The organism is Bradyrhizobium sp. USDA 223, assembly GCF_044909005.1.
Taxonomy (GTDB): Bacteria; Pseudomonadota; Alphaproteobacteria; order Rhizobiales; family Xanthobacteraceae; genus Bradyrhizobium; species Bradyrhizobium yuanmingense.
On sequence record NZ_JBIYDR010000001.1, the window covers coordinates 1,949,958 to 1,967,651 of the forward strand.

Sequence of the window (17,694 nt, forward strand, 5' to 3'; positions counted from 1 at the left end):
TCAGCGGTGCGCTGCAGAGCCGGGGCCCATGTGGCAGCGCGCTCGCGGAGAGATGGGGCCCGGCTCTGCGCCGCAACGCTGAAGCGTTGCAGCTTGTCCGGGACACGCGAGGTGCTACGGCACGAACCCCTCGAAGATCATCTGGTCCGCATACCGCTCGACCCGGCTCCGCTGCTCCGGGGTGCGGACGGTCCAGCCGAGCAGGGCGCAGCCGAACAGGTTGCGGGCGATCCAGGGGGCGGGGGCCGGCAGGTGGTCGACCTTGAAGGCGACGAAATGCGGCCGGGTCTGCAAGCCGTGGCGCAGGTACAGCATGCTGTCGCGCTGTTCTTGGGTGAGGTTGGCCCAGTACTCGTCCTCATAGCTCCGCTGCGCGACGATGCCGCGCGGACGGTTGGGCAACAGGTCACGCAGCGCCAGCACCTGGTCGGGATCGAAGGACATGCCGACGGCGGGGCCGTCATACGAGGCCAACACCTCGGCCATCCGCTTCACCAGCTTGCGATCGCCACCGAAATGGCTCTTCACCTCGATCACCAGGGGCACACGTCCGGCGACCATGGCGCAGAGGTCGGCGAGCGACATCATCCGCTCGTCGGTGTCCTTGAACCTGACGGCCTTCAGCTCGGTCGCAGTCTTTGCGATAACCTCGCCGGTGGCCTCGGTGAGTCGGCCCAGGGCATGGTCGTGATGGACCATGGCCTCGCCGTCGATCGAGAGCTGGATATCGACCTCGATCGCAAAATTACCAGCAATCGCAGCCTGCACCGCACCCGGCATGTTCTCGACGATGCCGCGCGAAATGTCATGCAGGCCGCGATGGGCGACCGGCCGCGCTGTCAGCCAATCTGGAGCGCGCATTTGGCGTCAGGCGACCTCGAACACGCCTTCGACCTCGACCGCCGCATCCGCGGGCAGCGAGGCGACGCCGACGGTGGTGCGGGCGTGGCGGCCCTTGTCCCCGAAGGCGGCAACCATCAGGTCGGAGGCGCCGTTGAGCACCTTCGGCCCATCCAGGAAATCGGGGGCCGAGTTGATGAAGCCGCCGAGGCGCACCACGCGCACGACCTTGTCGAGATCGCCGAGCGCCGCCTTGACCTGGGCCAGCAGGTTGACGGCGCAGCCGCGCGCGGCTGCGGCGCCGTCCTCGATCGAGACGCCGGCGCCCAGCTTGCCCTTGGCGATCAGCTTGCCGGCGGGGTCGAAGCAGACCTGGCCGGAGACGAACAGGAGGTTGCCCGTGCGCATGAAGGGCACATAGTTGGCGACGGGGGAGGGGGCCTCGTGCAGCTTGATGCCTTGCTCCGCCAGTTTCTGCTCGACCGTGCCCGCCATGTCCGACCTCGTTGTCCAAAAATCCTTCGCTCCGGCGCGTCCCCTGGATGGCCGGGCGCGCCCTGTTTCGCCCATCGTGCCGCCACATGCAAGCAACCGGAGGGGGGCGCATTGTGTTGGGGGGCAGCAGGTTCAACGTGGAGGGGCAATTTTACGTGTACGGCCTCAGTTGCGGCGCAATGGAACGGTCATTAAAATGTCGAATCTGCGCTTTCCTCAGGGAACAGACATGTTGCACCTTTTCCGGACTTCGCTCGGTGTGATGGCGCTCGCCGCAGCCAGTGTTGGCCTTGGCGGCGAAGCCCAGGCCGCCAACGGTCCGTTTCTTGCGCACCAGGCGCTCTATGACCTCCGCCTCGTCAAATCGCGCACCAATTCGGTCAATAGCGCCCGCGGCCGGATCCTCTACAATTTCACGGGGAACGCCTGTGAAGGCTATACCTCGGAATTCCGCCAGGTCTCCGAGCTCGACAGCGGCGAGGGCAAGGTCACGCTCAGCGACCTCCGCTCCAACTCCTGGGAGGATGCCGCGGGCAAGAGCTACCGTTTCAAGATCGAGACGCGCATGAACGAGACGGATGCCGGCCGCGTCGACGGCTCTGCCGAGCGCGACGGCGACCACATCAACGTCAAGCTGAAGCTTCCGGCGCCGAAGACGTTCACGCTCGACGGCAAGATCGTGTTCCCGACCGAGCAGATCCAGCGCATCATCGCAGCGGCGAGGCAAGGCAAATCGCTGCTCGAACTCTCCGTCTATGACGGCTCCGATGACGGCCAGAAGGTCTACAACACGCTGACCGTGATCGGTCAGCCGATCCCCGCCGACCGCGCCACCTCGTCCGATCCGTCGACTGCGGACGAGCACATGAAGTCGCTCAAGCGCTGGCCGGTCACCGTCAGCTATTTCGACCGCGACGCCCAGCAGAAGGAGGGCGAGCAGACGCCGGTCTATGCGATGGCGTTCGAGCTCTACGAGAACGGCGTCTCGCGCCAGCTCATGCTCGACTACAACGATTTCGTCATCTCCGGCGCCATGGGCAAGTTCGACGTGAAGGACAGCAAGCCCTGTAATTGAGGCACAGAGCTCTCCGCGCGCGCAGTGCCCGTAGGGTGGGCAAAGCGTAGCGTGCCCACCACTTCGAGGCGCGAGTGATGAAAGATGGTGGGCACGGCGCAAGGGCGCCTTTGCCCACCCTACAAGATGCCTCTTCGCCGCTTCACCGTGACAGGGCTAGCTCTCGTCACACTCTCCCGCTACGCTCCCTCACAACCACAAACTCGGGGAGCCAGCCCATGCCGAAGCTCGACCATCTCCGCCCCAGCGGCCTGCATCACAATCCAGCCTATTCCCACGTCGTCACCGCGACGGGCGCGCGCACGATCTACATTTCCGGCCAGGTCTCGACCGACGAGGAGGGGCGGATCGTCGGCGAGGGCGATATCGCCGCGCAGACGACGCAGGTGATGCAGAATCTCGGCCTCGCGCTGAAGGCCGCGGGGGCAAGCTATTCCAACATCGTCAAGATCACGACCTTCGTGGTGAACTACAAGCCGGAGCTGCGCCCCATCATCGGCAAAGCCCGTTCGGCCTTCTTCGAAGGCATGGAGCCGCCGGCCTCGACGCTTGTCGGCGTCTCCGCGCTCGCTGCGCCGGAATGGCTGATCGAGATCGAGGCGGTCGCGGTTGCGGATTGAGGTTTTCCTGTACCCCGGATGAAGCGCAAGCGTAATCCGGGAAGCCTGTCGCCACGGAGCACTGTCCCGGATTGCGCTGCGCTCCATCCGGGCTACAGGTGCTATGAGTGCTTCGCCTCCGACAGCTCTTGCAGAACGGCTATCGCCTCATCCGCACGGCCAACGGGTACGAAGAGATGGTCGTGGTGGAACGCCGACACGGCATTCACGCTGATGCCGGCGTCGGCGAGGCGCGCCGTGATTGCCGCCAGGAAGCCGACGGCATCGAGCGCGGAGTGAACCGTGAGCGTGATCAGGCGTGAGGCGAATTCGTAGCGCAGTCCCGCCCGTTCGGCATCCTCCAGCGGTGCTACGACCGTTGTGCTCTCCTGCTCGCGGAAGATCAGGAGCGGATCGACTGCTGCGGGAATAATCTCGTCTGCCGCGATCGTGCAAAATGCGAAGGTGCCCGGTCGCAGCTCCGGCTTCATCTGTCTCAGCAGCGCATTGAGATCGCGTTCGCCCGTCATCACTCCTGCGCCTTCTCCGGGCCCTGATAGGCAATGCCGCGGATCACCGCGGCGCTGCCGAACTTCTTGCGCAGGCTGTCGACCGCGCGTTCGGCGTGGGCGGCGCGGCGGTCGAGCATGTCGGTGTCGTCGATCGCGGAGCCCTCGCGCAGCGCGCTGACGCCGGCGCCCATCAGGCGGAAGGCGGTGCCGTCGATTTCCTTGGCCAGCATCTCGCGGCAGATCGAGAAGATCTTCGCGGCCAGCTGCGTCGGGGCGGCGATCGATTGCGAGCGCGTGCGCTGGCGGAAATCGGCGGTCTTCAACTTCAGCGTCACGGTGGAGCCGGCGAGCTCGCTGCTCTTCAGGCGCGACGACGTCTTCTCGCAGAGCCGCCACAGGATCTTCTCCAGCGTCGCGAAATCGCGGATATCGGTCTCGAACGTCGTCTCGCTGGAGATCGTCTTGGCGCCGCGGTCAGGCTCGACGCGGCGGTCGTCGATGCCGCGTGCGAGCCGCCACAGCCTGCGGCCCTCGCTCGGAAATTGCCGCATCATCTCGATCTCGTCGGCCTTCTGCAGATCGGCGATGATGCGGAAGCCGCGCTGCACCAGGCGTTCCTGCGTCGCGGGACCGACGCCGAAGATGAAGCCGACCGGCTTTTCCGCCAGCATCAACCGCGCTTCCTCCTGGTCGAGCGCGGCAAAGCCTCTGGGCTTGTCGAGGTCGGAGGCGATCTTGGCCAGGAACTTGTTGCAGGACAGGCCGACCGAGACGGTGATGCCGATGTCGCGCTCGACGTCGCGGGCAAAGCGCGCCAGCACCTTGGCGGGGATCATGCCGTGCACGCGCTCGGTGCCGGAGAGATCGAGGAAGGCCTCGTCGATCGAGAGCGGCTCGACTAGCGGCGTCAGCGCCTGCATGGCCTGGCGGACCTCGCGGCCGACCCGGACGTACTTTGCCATATCCGGGCGGATCACGGTCGCATGCGGGCAGGCTTCCAATGCCTTGAACATCGGCATCGCCGAGCGAACGCCATAGGTGCGCGCGATGTAGCAGGCCGCCGACACCACGCCGCGCTTGCCCCCGCCGATGATGACAGGCTTGTCGGCGATGTCAGGGTTGTCGCGCTTCTCGACCGTCGCGTAGAAGGCGTCGCAGTCGATATGGGCGATGGTCAGGCCGGCGAGCGAGCGGTGGCGGACGAGGCGGGGGGAACCGCAGGCCGTGCAGCGCCGCACGCCGAGGTTCTGTACGCCCATGTCGAGGTCGGCCAGACAATCCCGGCAGAAGCAGCGGGGCCCGGCCGGCTCTGGGACGCTCACGGCACGTCGCGCTCCCAGGAGGGGTCGCCGAGCGCATCGCCGAGGACCTGCCGCGCCGCGGCAACGTTGGTCGGGTGCAGTTCCGCGGCCTTGGCAAAGGCCTTCACGGTAGCATCGTCCCGCATCACGAAATCGAGCACGCTGAGGAGGAAATTCGGGTTCGCGGCGGCGTTGCGCAGGGTCTCCGGACCGACCCCCGTCTCGGCCAGGAACAGGCCCAGCCGCTCAGGCTCGCCCGCGACGAAGGACAGGGCCTGAATCGCAACGATTTCAGCGACTTCGCGGGGGTTGTGAACAGGCTTTTTCACGGGGACGGTTTGCCTTTCCGTTAACTTTCGGTCTCTAATTTGGAATCATCATGCCCGAGTCTCGTGCTCAAGTCTTCCGGCCCCGGACAAGCAACTGGAAACCACATCGCAGAAAGTGGACCCTCGGGTTTAACGAAACTCAAGCGAATCTGAGGCTAGTTTGAATCCAGTTTTCGAAACGCCGGGAAGCGGCGTCTGAGGCGTCATATGTACCGGTCCTTCGGACCAATCAGGAGGGCGGGATGGCTAAGACCGTCCTGATCGTGGAAGACAACGAGCTCAACATGAAGCTCTTCCGCGACCTGTTGGAGGCGCACGGGTACCAGACCTCCGGCACCAGCAACGGCTACGAGGCGCTCGACCTCGTGCGCAAGATGCGGCCCGACCTCGTGCTGATGGACATCCAGCTGCCGCAGGTCTCCGGCCTCGAGGTGACACGCTGGATCAAGGACGATCCGGAGCTGCGTGCCATTCCCGTTGTCGCGGTCACGGCGTTCGCGATGAAGGGCGACGAAGAGCGCATCCGCGAGGGCGGCTGCGAAGCCTATTTGTCCAAGCCGATCTCGGTCGGCAAATTCATTGAGACGGTCCGGCGTTTTATCGGATAGGAAGTGAGTTCACAGTGTCCGCGCGTATCCTGGTCGTCGATGACGTTCCCGCCAACGTCAAGCTGTTAGAGGCCCGCCTTTCCGCCGAATATTTCGACGTGATGACCGCTGCGAACGGCACCGAGGCGCTCGCGATCTCAAGGCGTGCCGAATGCGACATCATCCTGCTCGACGTGATGATGCCCGACATGGACGGCTTCGAGGTCTGCCGCCGCCTCAAGACCGATCCGGCTACGCATCACATCCCGGTGGTGATGGTCACCGCGCTCGACAGCCCCGCCGACCGCAACCGCGGGCTCGAGGCCGGTGCCGACGACTTCCTGACCAAACCCGTCTCCGACGTCGTGCTGATCGCGCGGGTGCGCTCGCTGACGCGGCTGAAGATGATGACGGATGAGCTGCGCATGCGCGCCATCACCTCGCTCGAGATCGGCATGCAGGCGCCCGAGCGCAGTGCGATCGCCGACACCGGCAAGGGCGGCCGCATCCTCCTGGTCGACGACCGCCAGTCCTCCTACGAGCGGCTGGCGACGATCCTCGCTGCCGAGCACACCATCGACGTCGAGCCGAACCCGACGGAGGCGCTGTTCCACGCCGCCGAAGGCAATTACGACCTCCTGATCGTCTCGCTCGACCTCAACAATTTCGACGGCCTGCGCCTGTGCAGCCAGGCGCGCTCGCTGGAGCGCACGCGGCACGTGCCGATCCTGGCCATCGCCGACCCCGAGAACTCGACGCGGCTGCTGCGCGGCCTCGAGATCGGCGTCAACGACTACCTGCTGCGTCCGATCGACAAGACCGAGCTCTTGGCGCGCGCCCGCACCCAGATTCGCCGCCGCCGTTACACCGATCATTTGCGCGACAATGTGCAGAACTCGATCGAGATGGCGATCACCGACGCGCTGACCGGCCTGCACAATCGCCGCTACATGGAGAGCCATCTGGCGACGCTCGCCGAGCAGGCCGCGACCCGCGGCAAGCCGCTGGCGCTGATGATCCTGGACATCGACTATTTCAAGTCGATCAACGACAATTACGGCCACGATGCCGGCGACGACGTGCTGCGCGAGTTCGCGGTGCGGGTGCGCAAATCGATCCGCGGCATTGATCTCGCCTGCCGCTACGGCGGCGAGGAATTCGTCATCGTGATGCCGGAGACGGATCTCCACGTCGCCGGCATGGTCGCCGAGCGCCTTCGCCGCTCGATCGCGGGCGAGCCGTTCGCGATCCACAAGGGTGCCAAGCGCATCGAGGTCACGATCTCGATCGGCCTCACCACGCTGGAGCGCAAGGGCGAGGCCGTCGCCGACGTCCTCAAGCGCGCCGACACCGCGCTCTACCGCGCCAAGCACGACGGCCGCAATCGCGTGGTGTCGCACGCAGCGTAAGGGCCGTCCGCGCAAAGTTGCGAAAACAACCCCATGCACAGTAGCCGGTGCGAGCCGGATCAATGGGTTACGCGGGTGGCGAGTTGGCTTGCGCCGGCGGCAGCGTCATTTGACCCGTCGGGCAAAACAGGAGCATATTGGTAGGGTCGCGAAATGGTCCTGACGGGTAGTCAGGCGCCCGCGCTTCCTCCGCAAATTCCGGTGTCATTCTCCGCCTTGTGCGCAGTCGCGCACTGGAGCGGGGAATCCAGTACGCCGCAGCTTCTCGGGTCTAGCCTCACTGTCTCTGGAATACTGGATCACCCGCTTTCGCGGGTGATGACAGCGAGCGATCAGGCGAGAGCGGTTAGTCTGGAGCGCGCTTGCTCCGTTTCTCCGCCGGGTTCGCATCCTCGCCCACATCCACCCCCGCATTCCGCAACAACACCTTCGCCGCTTCCTTCGCGGCCCTTGCCATCGCGGGATCGTCACGCACCAAGTCCTGCGCGATGGAGCCGTCGACCAGCAGCACCAGCTGTGTCGCGAGAGCTTCCGCATCGGCGACGCCGAGCTCGGTCAGGCGGTCGCGAAACCAGAGGCGGCGGCTTTCCTTGAAGGCGATCGCGATCTTCTTCACGGCGCGGTCGGCGGGGCCGAGCTCGGCGACCGCGTTGACGAACGGGCAGCCGCGAAAGTCTTTCGCCGCGAAGCGTCGCTCCAGCGAATCGAACGTTGCGAGGATCTGCTCGGCGGGCGGCTTGTCGGAGGGGCGTGCGCTGACGAAGCGGCGCTCGAGATAGGCCGCGATCAGCGCGTCCTTGGACGGGAAGTGATTGTAGAGCGTGCGCTTACTGATGCCGACCTCGGCCGCGATGGTGTCGACGCCGATGGCGCGAATGCCTTGCAGATAGAACAGCTTGTCGGCGGTCTGAAGGATCCGCTCTTTCATCGTCTGTGGGGCAGGCGGGGGAGCCATGCAGCGGAATGCGTCCTGTTCGCTTGACAGCCGCTTCCATCTATAGCCTAAGTAGACAGGTCTGTGTACCCAAAAACATCGGCAAAAGCAGACGACGGCACGCGTGCCGCGCCCAAAAGGGAGAAGAAAAATGCCCCTGCTGCAGGTCCTGCGTCCGACGTTGCCGATCCTGATCGGCGCCTCGATCATGCTGACGCTGAGCATGGGGCTGCGGCAGTCGCTCGGCATTTTCATGCAGCCGCTGACGCACGACATCCACATTTCGATCTCGGATTTCACGCTTGCACTGGCCGTGCAAAACCTCGCCTGGGGCTTCCTGCAGCCGCCCGCCGGTGCACTCACCGTGCGCTACGGCTTCCGACCGATCATGATCGCGGGCGCGCTGATGTACATCGCGGGCCTCGCGCTGATGGCAACGGCGAATGGGCTTCTCAGCATCATGATCGGCGCGGGCGTGCTGATCGGGACCTCGCTCGCCTGCACCGCGGCGGCGATCGCGATGTCGGTGGCGGCACGTGCGGTGCCAGAGACGGTGCGCTCGACCGTGCTCGGCATCGTCTCCGGCGCGGGCTCGCTCGGCGCGCTGCTGTCGGCGCCGATCGGGCAGATGCTCAACGAGGGCTTTGGCTGGCGCGTCGGGCTTGCCGGCTTCGTCATCATGTCGGTGCTGATGATCCCTGCGGCCTGGTATGCCGGGCGCGTCGACAAGATTCCGTTGCCGAAGCCGGCGGCCGACGAGATCGATGATGCCACGGCTGCAGCCGCGGCGAGGACCGCGTTCGGCAATGCCTCCTTCGTGGTGATGACCTGCGCCTATCTCGTCTGCGGCATGCAGCTCGTGTTCCTCACCACGCACCTGCCGTCATATCTCGCGATCTGCGGCCTCGATCCGATGCTGAGCGCGCAGACGCTCGGCATGATCGGCGGCTTCAACGTGCTGGGCTCGCTGTTCTTCGGCTGGGCCGGCCAACGCTGGAACAAGCTGGCGCTCTTGGGCGGGATCTACATCCTGCGCTCGCTCGCGCTCGCCTGGTACTTCATGCTGCCGGCAAGCCCGTTCTCGACGCTGCTGTTCGGCGCGATCATGGGCTTTCTGTGGATGGGCGTCGGCCCGCTGGTCGCGGGCGCGGTCGCCGAGATGTTCGGCCTGCGCTGGCAGGCGATGATCCAGGGCCTCGCCTTCATGAGCCACCAGATCGGCAGCTTCCTCGGCGCCTACGGAGGCGGGCTGCTCTACGACGCGCTCGGCTCCTACACCATGGCCTGGCGCATCGGCGTCGCGCTGGGCCTTGCCGGCGGCATCGTGCAGGTCGCGTTCGCGCTGATCAAGCCGTCGCAGCCGCCGGCGCCGGTGTTGCGGACGGCGTAGCAGGGCTGCGGTCGAAATCGCGCGCAGCCGGGACCAAGGCAAGTTCGCGTAGCAGATGGCCAGTACGGCCCATGTGACGAGCATGTTCCGAACGAGAAAGCCGATCGGCTTTCTCGGCCACATCACCAACATTGATACGAATTTACGCACTGAAGTTACCTGGCCTGCTCCTGCCGCGACGTTTCGGCGATGCCTTCGACAGCCCCGTTGCGTCAAATCACTTGTCGTTTCATTATGAATGGTTACACGCTACAGTAGTCTTCGCGAACGAGAAGCGAAGGCCTCGTCTTTTACGTTGCGTTCAAGGGGCCGCGCGACATTTCGTTCGGAGAGGGGCCGTGCGCGATGATGGCAGGAACTCTCTTGAATGCGTTGTACAGTGCGCGGCGCATCCGACCGCCGATCAGCGTAACATGTCGCTCGCTGTCGATCGCAGTCATGCTCTCGGCCTGGCCCGGTGGAGCGAGCCTGGCGCAGCAAGCGCTTCAGACCGGTGGCGCGGGCACGCTCTTTCAGAACGTCCGCATCTTCGATGGCAAGAGCGCCACGCTGTCTGCCTCCTCCAACGTCTTGGTGCGCGGCAACAAGATAGAATCAATCTCGCTCCAGCCGATAGCGGTGGATAGCCCGGCGGAGATTCGCATCATCGAAGGCGGCGGGCGCACGTTGATGCCCGGCCTCATCGACAACCATTGGCATGCGATGCTGATCCGAGTGACGCCGGAACAGTCGCTCGGCGACGTCGGCTACGTCAATCTTGTCGCTGGCGACGAGGCTGCGCACACTCTGATGCGCGGTTTTACCAGCGTTCGAGACGTGGGCGGGCCGGTGTTCGGGCTCAAGAGCGCCATCGACGAGGGTATCATCAAGGGGCCGCGCATTTTTCCGTCCGGCGCGATCATTACGGTCACGAGTGGGCATGGCGACTTCCGCCAGCTTACCGACCTGCCGCGGACGATCGGCGGCATGCTCAGCCGCATGGAACAGACCGGCGGGGCAATGGTTGCGGACAGTCCCGACGAGGTCCGCGTCCGTGTCCGCGAACAGCTCATGCAAGGCGCCTCCCAAGTCAAGTTGACGGCTGGCGGCGGGGTGTCGTCGCCTTTCAGTCCGATCGACGTGACCACCTTCACCGAACCGGAAATACGCGCCGCCGTCGAAGCGGCCGAGAACTGGGGCACCTATGTCGCTGCGCATGCCTTTACGCCTGCTGCCATTCGGGGAGCCATTGCGGCTGGGGTGAAGTGTATCGAGCACGGCTTCCTGATGGACGAGGCAACAGCGAAGCTGATGGCGGAGAAGGGTGTATGGCTGAGTCTACAGCCTCTCCCCGACGATTTGAGGCTGGGCTTTCCTGTAGGCTCGGTCCAGCGAGCCAAGGCGGATGAGGTCTGGCCCGGCATAGTCAGGTCCTACGAGTTGGCGAAGAAGTACAAGATCAAGACGGCGTGGGGCACCGACGTCCTGTTCTCTGCAGCGCTCGCGCGCCAACAGGGGGCCATCCTGGCCTCGCTCGCTCGCTGGTACACGCCCGCCGAAGCGCTGACGATGGCGACATCGACGAACGCCGAACTGCTGGCGCTATCGGGCAAGCGGAATCCTTATCCCGGCAAACTCGGCGTCGTGGAGCAGGGCGCGCTCGCGGATTTGCTGCTCGTCGACGGAAATCCCCTGGACAATATCGGCCTTCTTGCCGACCCCGCCAACAATTTCAGGGTCATCATGAAAGATGGGATTATCTACAAGGATGCGCTCGCCCGTTAAAGCGCGATGAGATTAGGGATGAATCATCATCGCGCTTTAGGTTGTCGTTCACGCATGATCTTTCCGGAGCCGCTTCGCACTTTTCCAGATCATGCTTGAGCACGACATCGTACCGGTGCCGGCGAATGCTCCGACAATCGCTGCCTGACGCTTCCCTTCCGCGACCGCCTCTATCGGGGATGCGGGCTGCGGCGTGGCTGGGGCGGCTGTTGCACGTAGGGGTTTTCCAGGCACATTGCCGACTGGCCCGCGGCGCTCGCTCTGCACTCGTCCCATGAACGATACTGGCACGAGATCCAGGTGATGCCGCCCCGTTTCCAGCTCTGAAGGCATACCGGCGAGTTGCCGCCGAACCGCTGCGCTGCGGCTGGACTGGGCGCGGACATGGTGATCAAGACGAAGAGGAGACAGGCAAGCGTGCGCACCACGATCAGCGCTGCCGGGGCGGAGGCGGCTGCTTGAACCTCACGCGTGGGTTCACATCGCAATACATGTTCCATCGCCCGGACGCCGACGCCAGGCATTGTTCTCGCGTCGAATACATGCATTCGCCGGGATAGCCGAGGTGCCCGCCAAAGACGCACCAGGGATATTCACGCTCAGCCTTTGCTGCGGAAGAAAATCCGATGACCATGACGACGATGAGTAGGGCGGTGCGCATGCGATTCTCCCATCATGTCTGAGCGGCGCAAGAGGTTCACTCTCGAAAGATAGCCGCTCGATGATCGTGGCTCAACAATGATGGCTCAAGCGGGTTCCTATCTCGCGCCGGAGTGTCGCAGGTAGGCGCTCGCAGAGGCGTGCGAGCGGTGTTGTCGCCACGCGCCGTCAGTGAGGGCCTTTTGCGACGAAGCAATCCAGATCCTTCTGCAGAGACGTCAGGAGCACATCAGTTTGGTCTCGTGCTCTCGATGCAGCGCAGCGCCCGATAGCTTGGCCCCGGGGCACGTGCGCCGAAACGACAACGGGGCCCGCAAGGGCCCCGCAAAAATCCTTAGCGCTACGCCGCGATCTTACTTGATCTTGGCTTCGCGGAATTCGACGTGCTTGCGCGCGACCGGGTCGTACTTCTTCTTGACCAGCTTGTCGGTCATGGTGCGCGAATTCTTCTTGGCGACGTAGTAGAAGCCGGTGTCGGCCGAGGACACGAGCTTGACCTTGATGGTGACCGCTTTGGCCATGTTCTGAACCTCAGAATATCAGGGGGAATCTGGAGCCGGCCAAACGGCCCGCGTTGGCCGGCAACCTAGTCAGAAACGGCGGGAAGTCAAGGTTTCAGGCTGCGGAAACTGCTCAAATCGGGCCCATTAGGCCGCAAAGAACCGGTTTTTCGGCCGCGGCAGGCCCAGATTCTCCCTCAAAGTGGGCCCTTCATACTCTTTGCGGAAAATCCCGCGCTTCTGCAACTCCGGGACCACCTTGTCGACGAAATCGTCGAGGCCGGCGGGCAGGAACGGGAACATGATGTTGAAGCCGTCCGAGCCGCGCCCGACCAGCCATTCCTCCATCTGGTCGGCGATGGTCCTGGCGGTGCCGACGAAGGACAGCCCACCATAGCCGCCGACTCGCTGGGCGAGCTGGCGCACGGTGAGCTTCTCGCGGGCGGCGAGATCGACCAGGCGCTGCCGGCCGCTCTTGCTGGCATTCGTCTCGGGGATTTCGGGAAGCGGCCCATCGGGATCGAAGCCGGAGGCATCGGTGCCGAGGATGACGGAGAGCGAGGCAATGGCGCTGTCGTAATGCACGCGGCTGTCGAGCAAAGCGCGCTTCTCCTTGGCCTCGTCCACGCTGTCGCCCACGACGACGAAGGCGCCGGGGAGGATCTTCAGGTGCTCGGGGTCACGGCCGATCTTCTCCATGCGGCCCTTGATGTCGGCATAGAGTTTTTGGCCATCGGCGAGGCTGCCGCCGCCGGTGAACACCGCTTCCGCGGTCTCGGCGGCGAGCTGCTTGCCGTCTTCGGAGGCGCCGGCCTGCACGATCAGGGGCCAGCCTTGCACGGGGCGGGCGATGTTGAGGGGGCCGCGCACTTTGAAGTATTTGCCCTTGTGGTCGAGGGTTTGCATCCTGGCGGGATCGAAGAACAGCCCGCTCTCGACGTCGCGCACGAAGGCATCGTCGGCGAAGGAGTCCCAGAGACCGGTGACGACGTCGTAGAACTCGCGGGCGCGCTTGTAGCGCTCGGCGTGCTCCATATGATCGTCGAGGCCGAAATTCAGCGCCGCGTCCGGGTTCGAGGTGGTGACGATATTCCAGCCGGCGCGGCCGCCGCTGAGATGGTCGAGCGAGGCGAAGCGGCGCGCGACGTGATAGGGCTCGTCGAAGGTGGTCGAGCCGGTCGCGATCAGGCCGATGCGCTCGGTCACGGCTGACAAAGCCGATAGTAGCGTGAACGGCTCGAACGAGGTCACGGTGTGGCTGCGCTTGAGCGCGTTGATCGGCATGTTCAGCACGGCGAGGTGATCGGCCATGAAGAAGGCGTCGAACTTGCCGGCCTCGAGCTTTCGGATCAGCGTCTTGATGTGGCCGAAATTGAAATTGGCGTCGGGCCAGGCCCCGGGATAGCGCCAGGCGCCGGTGTGGATGCTGATCGGGCGCATGAACGCGCCAAGCTTGAGTTGTGCCATCGACCGGTGTCCGTTCTTGGTGACGCTCGCAAAGACATAGGGACGCAGCGGAACTCCGCCATTGGGGGAGACGGGAAGATTATTTTGTTTTTCGATGCTCTCTCAGCACGTCATTCCGGGGCGCGCCTCTTGGCGCGAACCCGGAATCCATCGAATTGCGGAGACAATGGATGAATGGATTCCGGGCTCGCGCTGCGCGCGCCCCGGAATGACGGAGGAGAGAGCCGCGCTGGATGACGAACGAGGGCTTGGCACCTCGAAGCCTAGCTCAAAATATCCTTCTGCATCCTGCCGCCGTAGAAGTGGAAGAACGGCACCGGCGCGTCGTGGCGGAGCGGGCCGGTGGCAAGGCGGGTGTCGAGCTCGTTGAGCACGTTGCGCGTCATCGGATGCAGGTCGGCGAGCGGTTTTGAGCCGAGCTCGACCCAGACCAGCTCGACCAGCTCCGCATCGGCATGGATCACGCCCTCGACGCGGTGGGTGATCGCGGAGGCATCGGCGGTGAAGAAACGCGTGTCGAAGCGCTTGACGCGGCCGGGCGGGGTGATCGCGCGCGCGATCAGGAACAGGCTGGAGGGATCAGGCAGCAGGCCCGCATCCGCGAACGGCTGCCAGGGGCCTTCGAGCTTCGGCACTTTGCCTTCGGCCTTGCGGCCGAGGCAGAGGCCGGTCTCCTCGCAGGCTTCGCGGATGGCGGCAATGGCGAGCGATTTCGCGCGCGAGGCCGGCGTCTTCGGACTGCCCTTGGCGAGATTGGCTTCCAGCTCGGCGGTGATCGGCGCAGCGCAGGGTACGCGATAATCGGCCTTGTCGACGCGCCCGCCCGGGAAGACGAATTTTCCCGGCATGAACACCACCTTGTCGTGGCGCTTGCCGACCAGCACTTTCGGAATGGCGCCGCTGCGGTCGACCAGGATCAGCGTCGCTGCATCCTTCGGGCGGAAGTAAGGATGATGGTCGGCTTCCTTCTCCTCGTGAACCCTGGTCTTCTCCTCGGCCTGCGAAATATCGGTCATGTCCTCACCCGAACTGTTCTTGTACGTGTTTACACAGGCGGAATACCATCGGGAGGGTTGTCGTCAAACCCGTGCATGCGCAGAGCCCATTGCAAGCCGACCACAGCTCCCTTCACGGGCTGCAGCAGCGCGAGCGAGGCGACGAAGGTGAAGGGCAGATAGGCCGCGAAGCTGAGCCAGACCGGGGTCGAATAATTGGTCTCGATCCAGAGGATGGCCGGCACCACGATGTGGCCGACGATGACGATGACGAGATAGGCAGGCAGATCGTCGGCGCGATGCGGGGTGAAGTCGAGGCCGCACCTGGCGCAATGATCGGCGGTCTTCAGGAAGGCGCGGAACAGCTTGCCGTCGCCGCAGCGCGGGCAGCGGCCGCGGAAGCCGCGCTTCATTGCCGACCAGACGTCGCGCTTCTCGACGAGGCCGCTCTCGCGCGTCCAGATTTTCGGGGCCGTCCTCATCGTCACCACGCCTTGCCCTTCTTGCCCTTGCCTTTGTTCTTTCCTTTGGCCTTCTTTCCCTTGCCGGACTTTTGCTTCTCCGGCTTGCGTTTTCGCTCCGGGCTGCGCCCCGGATGCGGCTTGGACGATTTGCGCTGCGGACGGAGCGGCCTGCGCTCGCGCGGCCCGCCGTCGCTCTCCGACGACAGCAGCTCGAAGCGCAGTGCGCCCGCGATCGGAGCGGCCTCGATCAGGCGGACGTCGATGACGTCGCCGAGCTGGTACATGGTGCCGCTGCGCGTGCCGACGAGGGCATGGCGGCTCTCGTCATAGTTGAAATATTCCGTGCCGAGGGATCGGATCGGGATCAGCCCGTCAGCGCCGGTCTCGCTGAGCTTCACGAACAGGCCGGCGCGGGTGACGCCGGAGACGCGGCCCTGGAAGCTGGCGCCGATGCGGTCGGCGAGGTGATGGGCGATCAGGCGGTCGACGGTCTCGCGCTCCGCCTTCATGGCGCGCCGCTCGGTCAGCGAGATATGCGCGGCGACTTCGCTCAAGCTTTCCGGCGTCTCGCTGTCGGGCAGGGCGCCTTCGCCAAGGCCAAGCGCACGCACCAGCGCGCGGTGCACGACGAGGTCGGCATAGCGGCGGATCGGCGAGGTGAAATGCGCATAACGGCGCAGGTTCAGGCCGAAGTGACCGTAATTCTCCGAGGAATATTCAGCCTGCGCCTGCGCGCGCAGCACCACCTCGCTGACCAGCGGGTAATAGTCGTGGCCTTCGAGTTGAGCCAGCACGCGGTTGAACGTGGTCGGGCGGAGCGCGCCGGACTTGGCGAAGGGAACGTCCAGCGTCTCCAGGAATTCCGCGAGCGCGTGAACCTTCTCCAAGGTCGGCTCGTCGTGCACGCGGTAGATCAGCGGCAGCGATTTCTTCTCCAATGTCTCCGCTGCAGCGACGTTGGCGAGGATCATGAACTCCTCGATCAGCTTGTGCGCATCGAGACGCTCGGGGACCACGACGCGGTCCACGGTGCCGTCGCTCTTCAGGAGGATCTTGCGCTCGGGCAGGTCGAGATTGAGCGGATCGCGCTCGTCACGTGCGCGCTTGGCGCAGGCATAGGCGGCATAGAGCGACCTCAGGATCGGATCGAGCAGGGGGCCGGTGGTGTCGTCAGGCCGGCCGTCGATCGCGGCCTGCGCCTGCGCATAAGCGAGCTTGGCGGCCGAACGCATCAGGATGCGATGAAAACTGTGCGAGCGCTTGCGGCCGTCGGGGCCGAGCACCATGCGCACCGCCAGCGCGCCGCGCGGCTCGCCGGGCACCAGCGAGCAGAGATTGTTGGAGATGCGCTCGGGCAGCATCGGCACGACGCGGTCGGGGAAATAGACCGAGTTGCCGCGGTCGAGCGCGTCGCGGTCGAGCGCCGTGCCTGGCCGCACGTAGAAGCTGACGTCGGCGATGGCGACGTTGACGATGAAGCCGCCCTTGTTGTTGGGATCCGGATCGGGCTCGGCATGCACCGCGTCGTCGTGATCCTTGGCGTCGGGCGGATCGATGGTGACGAGCGGGACGTCGCGCCAGTCCTCGCGGCCCTTCAGATTGGCCGGCTCCGCCGCGTCCGCCTCGCGCTCGGCGGCGGAGGAGAATTGCAGCGGAATGTCGTGGGCGTAGATCGCGATCAGGCTGATCGCCTTCTCGGATTTGACCGAGCCGAGCTTCTCCTTGACCCGGCCGGAGGCGAGGCCAAAGCCGCGGCTGCGGACGATGTCGACGCTGACGAGGTCGCCATCCTCAGCGCCGCTAGTGTCGGTCTTGGCGATGTTCAGCTCGCGGTCCGCCATCTTCTTGTCGACGGGAACGAGCCGGCCGCCGCCCTCGGGCAGGCTGCGGAAGACGCCGAGGATGCGGCTCTTGGCCTTGTCGATGACCTTGATGATGCGGCCGCGATAGGGGGGACCTTCGTCGTCATCGCTGCGCTCGACGCGCAGCAGCGCGCGGTCGCCTACGCCGGCGGCGGTGCCGGGCCTCGGCCGGCGCGGCATCTCGATGAGGATCTTCGGCGGCTCGCCGTTCTCGACCTCGTCCCATTCGGCGGGGGAGGCGATCAGCTCGCCATCGGAGTCGCGGCCGGTCATGTCGGCGAGCAGCGTCGGCGGCAGCGCGTCCGGCTCGGAGACCTTGTGGCGCTTCTTCTTGATGATGCCGTCGTCGGCGAGCTCGCGCAGCATGCGCCTGAGCTCGGCGCGATCGGCGTTCTTCAGGCCGAACTCGCGCGCGATGTCCCGAGTCCCGACCTTTCCTGGATTTGCCTTGATGAAGGCGACGATGGCTTGTCTGTCGGGAAAGCCACGGTCTCTCTTTGGTTTCACTTAA

At 64.9% G+C, this 17,694-nt stretch carries 19 protein-coding genes; 6 read left to right on the forward strand and 13 right to left on the reverse strand.

The window, feature by feature from the left end:
- Positions 1-114: 114 nt before the first annotated feature.
- Positions 115-861 (reverse strand): glycerophosphodiester phosphodiesterase, encoded by a 747-nt coding sequence (locus ABIA40_RS08855; RefSeq protein ID WP_404540642.1) that lies wholly within the window; start codon positions 859-861, stop codon positions 115-117.
- A 6-nt stretch (positions 862-867) separates the two neighbouring features.
- Positions 868-1,335, reverse strand: coding sequence for a RidA family protein (locus tag ABIA40_RS08860; RefSeq protein ID WP_404540645.1), 468 nt, complete (start codon positions 1,333-1,335; stop codon positions 868-870).
- A gap of 229 nt (positions 1,336-1,564) precedes the next feature.
- On the opposite strand from ABIA40_RS08860, the gene ABIA40_RS08865 reads away from it, so the two are divergent.
- Together ABIA40_RS08865 and ABIA40_RS08870 are read left to right on the forward strand one after the other, a co-directional pair.
- Entirely contained in the window at positions 1,565-2,410 is an 846-nt protein-coding gene (locus ABIA40_RS08865; protein WP_271538180.1) for a cell envelope integrity EipB family protein, read from the forward strand.
- Between the two features lie 218 nt (positions 2,411-2,628).
- Positions 2,629-3,030 carry a RidA family protein gene (locus ABIA40_RS08870; RefSeq protein ID WP_018646938.1) on the forward strand — a complete coding sequence of 134 codons (402 nt, stop codon included), beginning with the start codon at positions 2,629-2,631 and terminating at the stop codon, positions 3,028-3,030.
- Between the two features lie 101 nt (positions 3,031-3,131).
- Here the strand turns inward: ABIA40_RS08870 and ABIA40_RS08875 are convergent, their stop codons facing one another.
- From ABIA40_RS08875 to ABIA40_RS08885, 3 genes are read right to left on the reverse strand one after another with little or no spacing between them, the layout of a single operon-like run.
- Positions 3,132-3,539, reverse strand: coding sequence for an ACT domain-containing protein (locus ABIA40_RS08875; protein ID WP_157286641.1), 408 nt, complete (start codon positions 3,537-3,539; stop codon positions 3,132-3,134).
- On the reverse strand, positions 3,539-4,843 hold the full coding sequence (locus ABIA40_RS08880) for a DNA polymerase IV (protein ID WP_275498696.1): 1,305 nt from the start codon (positions 4,841-4,843) through the stop codon (positions 3,539-3,541). Before ABIA40_RS08880 ends, ABIA40_RS08875 begins: the two co-directional genes overlap by 1 nt.
- Positions 4,840-5,151, reverse strand: coding sequence for a DUF3572 domain-containing protein (locus ABIA40_RS08885; RefSeq protein ID WP_338122813.1), 312 nt, complete (start codon positions 5,149-5,151; stop codon positions 4,840-4,842). The genes ABIA40_RS08880 and ABIA40_RS08885 overlap by 4 nt, the downstream gene beginning before the upstream one ends.
- A 242-nt stretch (positions 5,152-5,393) precedes the next feature.
- Between ABIA40_RS08885 and ABIA40_RS08890 the strand changes: the two genes are divergently transcribed.
- Both ABIA40_RS08890 and ABIA40_RS08895 read left to right on the forward strand, forming a co-directional pair.
- On the forward strand, positions 5,394-5,759 hold the full coding sequence (locus ABIA40_RS08890) for a response regulator (protein WP_008566616.1): 366 nt from the start codon (positions 5,394-5,396) through the stop codon (positions 5,757-5,759).
- A gap of 14 nt (positions 5,760-5,773) precedes the next feature.
- Entirely contained in the window at positions 5,774-7,147 is a 1,374-nt protein-coding gene (locus ABIA40_RS08895) for a PleD family two-component system response regulator (protein WP_225152436.1), read from the forward strand.
- A gap of 346 nt (positions 7,148-7,493) precedes the next feature.
- Here ABIA40_RS08895 and ABIA40_RS08900 read toward each other — a convergent pair whose 3' ends face one another.
- The gene (locus ABIA40_RS08900) at positions 7,494-8,102 is read right to left on the reverse strand and encodes a TetR/AcrR family transcriptional regulator (protein ID WP_333919199.1); all 609 of its coding nucleotides are present in this window, start codon (positions 8,100-8,102) and stop codon (positions 7,494-7,496) included.
- A 130-nt stretch (positions 8,103-8,232) separates the two neighbouring features.
- Between ABIA40_RS08900 and ABIA40_RS08905 the strand changes: the two genes are divergently transcribed.
- Together ABIA40_RS08905 and ABIA40_RS08910 are read left to right on the forward strand one after the other, a co-directional pair.
- A complete protein-coding gene (locus ABIA40_RS08905) occupies positions 8,233-9,471 on the forward strand; it encodes an MFS transporter (RefSeq protein ID WP_271538166.1) in 1,239 nt (412 codons plus the stop codon).
- Positions 9,472-9,816: 345 nt separating this feature from the next.
- Positions 9,817-11,235, forward strand: a complete 1,419-nt coding sequence (locus ABIA40_RS08910) for an amidohydrolase family protein (RefSeq protein ID WP_271538164.1) — start codon at positions 9,817-9,819, stop codon at positions 11,233-11,235.
- A gap of 170 nt (positions 11,236-11,405) precedes the next feature.
- Here ABIA40_RS08910 and ABIA40_RS08915 read toward each other — a convergent pair whose 3' ends face one another.
- From ABIA40_RS08915 to rnr, 7 genes are all read right to left on the reverse strand, one after another.
- A complete protein-coding gene (locus ABIA40_RS08915; RefSeq protein ID WP_404540652.1) occupies positions 11,406-11,759 on the reverse strand; it encodes a DUF3551 domain-containing protein in 354 nt (117 codons plus the stop codon).
- Complete coding sequence (locus ABIA40_RS08920; RefSeq protein WP_271538160.1) at positions 11,666-11,896, reverse strand: DUF3551 domain-containing protein; 231 nt, start codon at positions 11,894-11,896, stop codon at positions 11,666-11,668. Before ABIA40_RS08920 ends, ABIA40_RS08915 begins: the two co-directional genes overlap by 94 nt.
- A 352-nt stretch (positions 11,897-12,248) precedes the next feature.
- On the reverse strand, positions 12,249-12,416 hold the full coding sequence (gene rpmG / locus ABIA40_RS08925; RefSeq protein ID WP_007603295.1) for a 50S ribosomal protein L33: 168 nt from the start codon (positions 12,414-12,416) through the stop codon (positions 12,249-12,251).
- A gap of 126 nt (positions 12,417-12,542) precedes the next feature.
- On the reverse strand, positions 12,543-13,862 hold the full coding sequence (locus ABIA40_RS08930) for an LLM class flavin-dependent oxidoreductase (RefSeq protein ID WP_404540655.1): 1,320 nt from the start codon (positions 13,860-13,862) through the stop codon (positions 12,543-12,545).
- A 263-nt stretch (positions 13,863-14,125) separates the two neighbouring features.
- Positions 14,126-14,878 carry an NUDIX domain-containing protein gene (locus ABIA40_RS08935; protein WP_271538158.1) on the reverse strand — a complete coding sequence of 251 codons (753 nt, stop codon included), beginning with the start codon at positions 14,876-14,878 and terminating at the stop codon, positions 14,126-14,128.
- Positions 14,879-14,907: 29 nt separating this feature from the next.
- Complete coding sequence (locus ABIA40_RS08940) at positions 14,908-15,348, reverse strand: DUF983 domain-containing protein (protein WP_271538157.1); 441 nt, start codon at positions 15,346-15,348, stop codon at positions 14,908-14,910.
- Positions 15,342-17,690: a ribonuclease R gene (gene rnr, locus ABIA40_RS08945; RefSeq protein ID WP_404540658.1), complete on the reverse strand. Its 2,349-nt coding sequence runs from the start codon at positions 17,688-17,690 to the stop codon at positions 15,342-15,344. The genes ABIA40_RS08940 and rnr overlap by 7 nt, the downstream gene beginning before the upstream one ends.
- Positions 17,691-17,694: the final 4 nt, after the last annotated feature.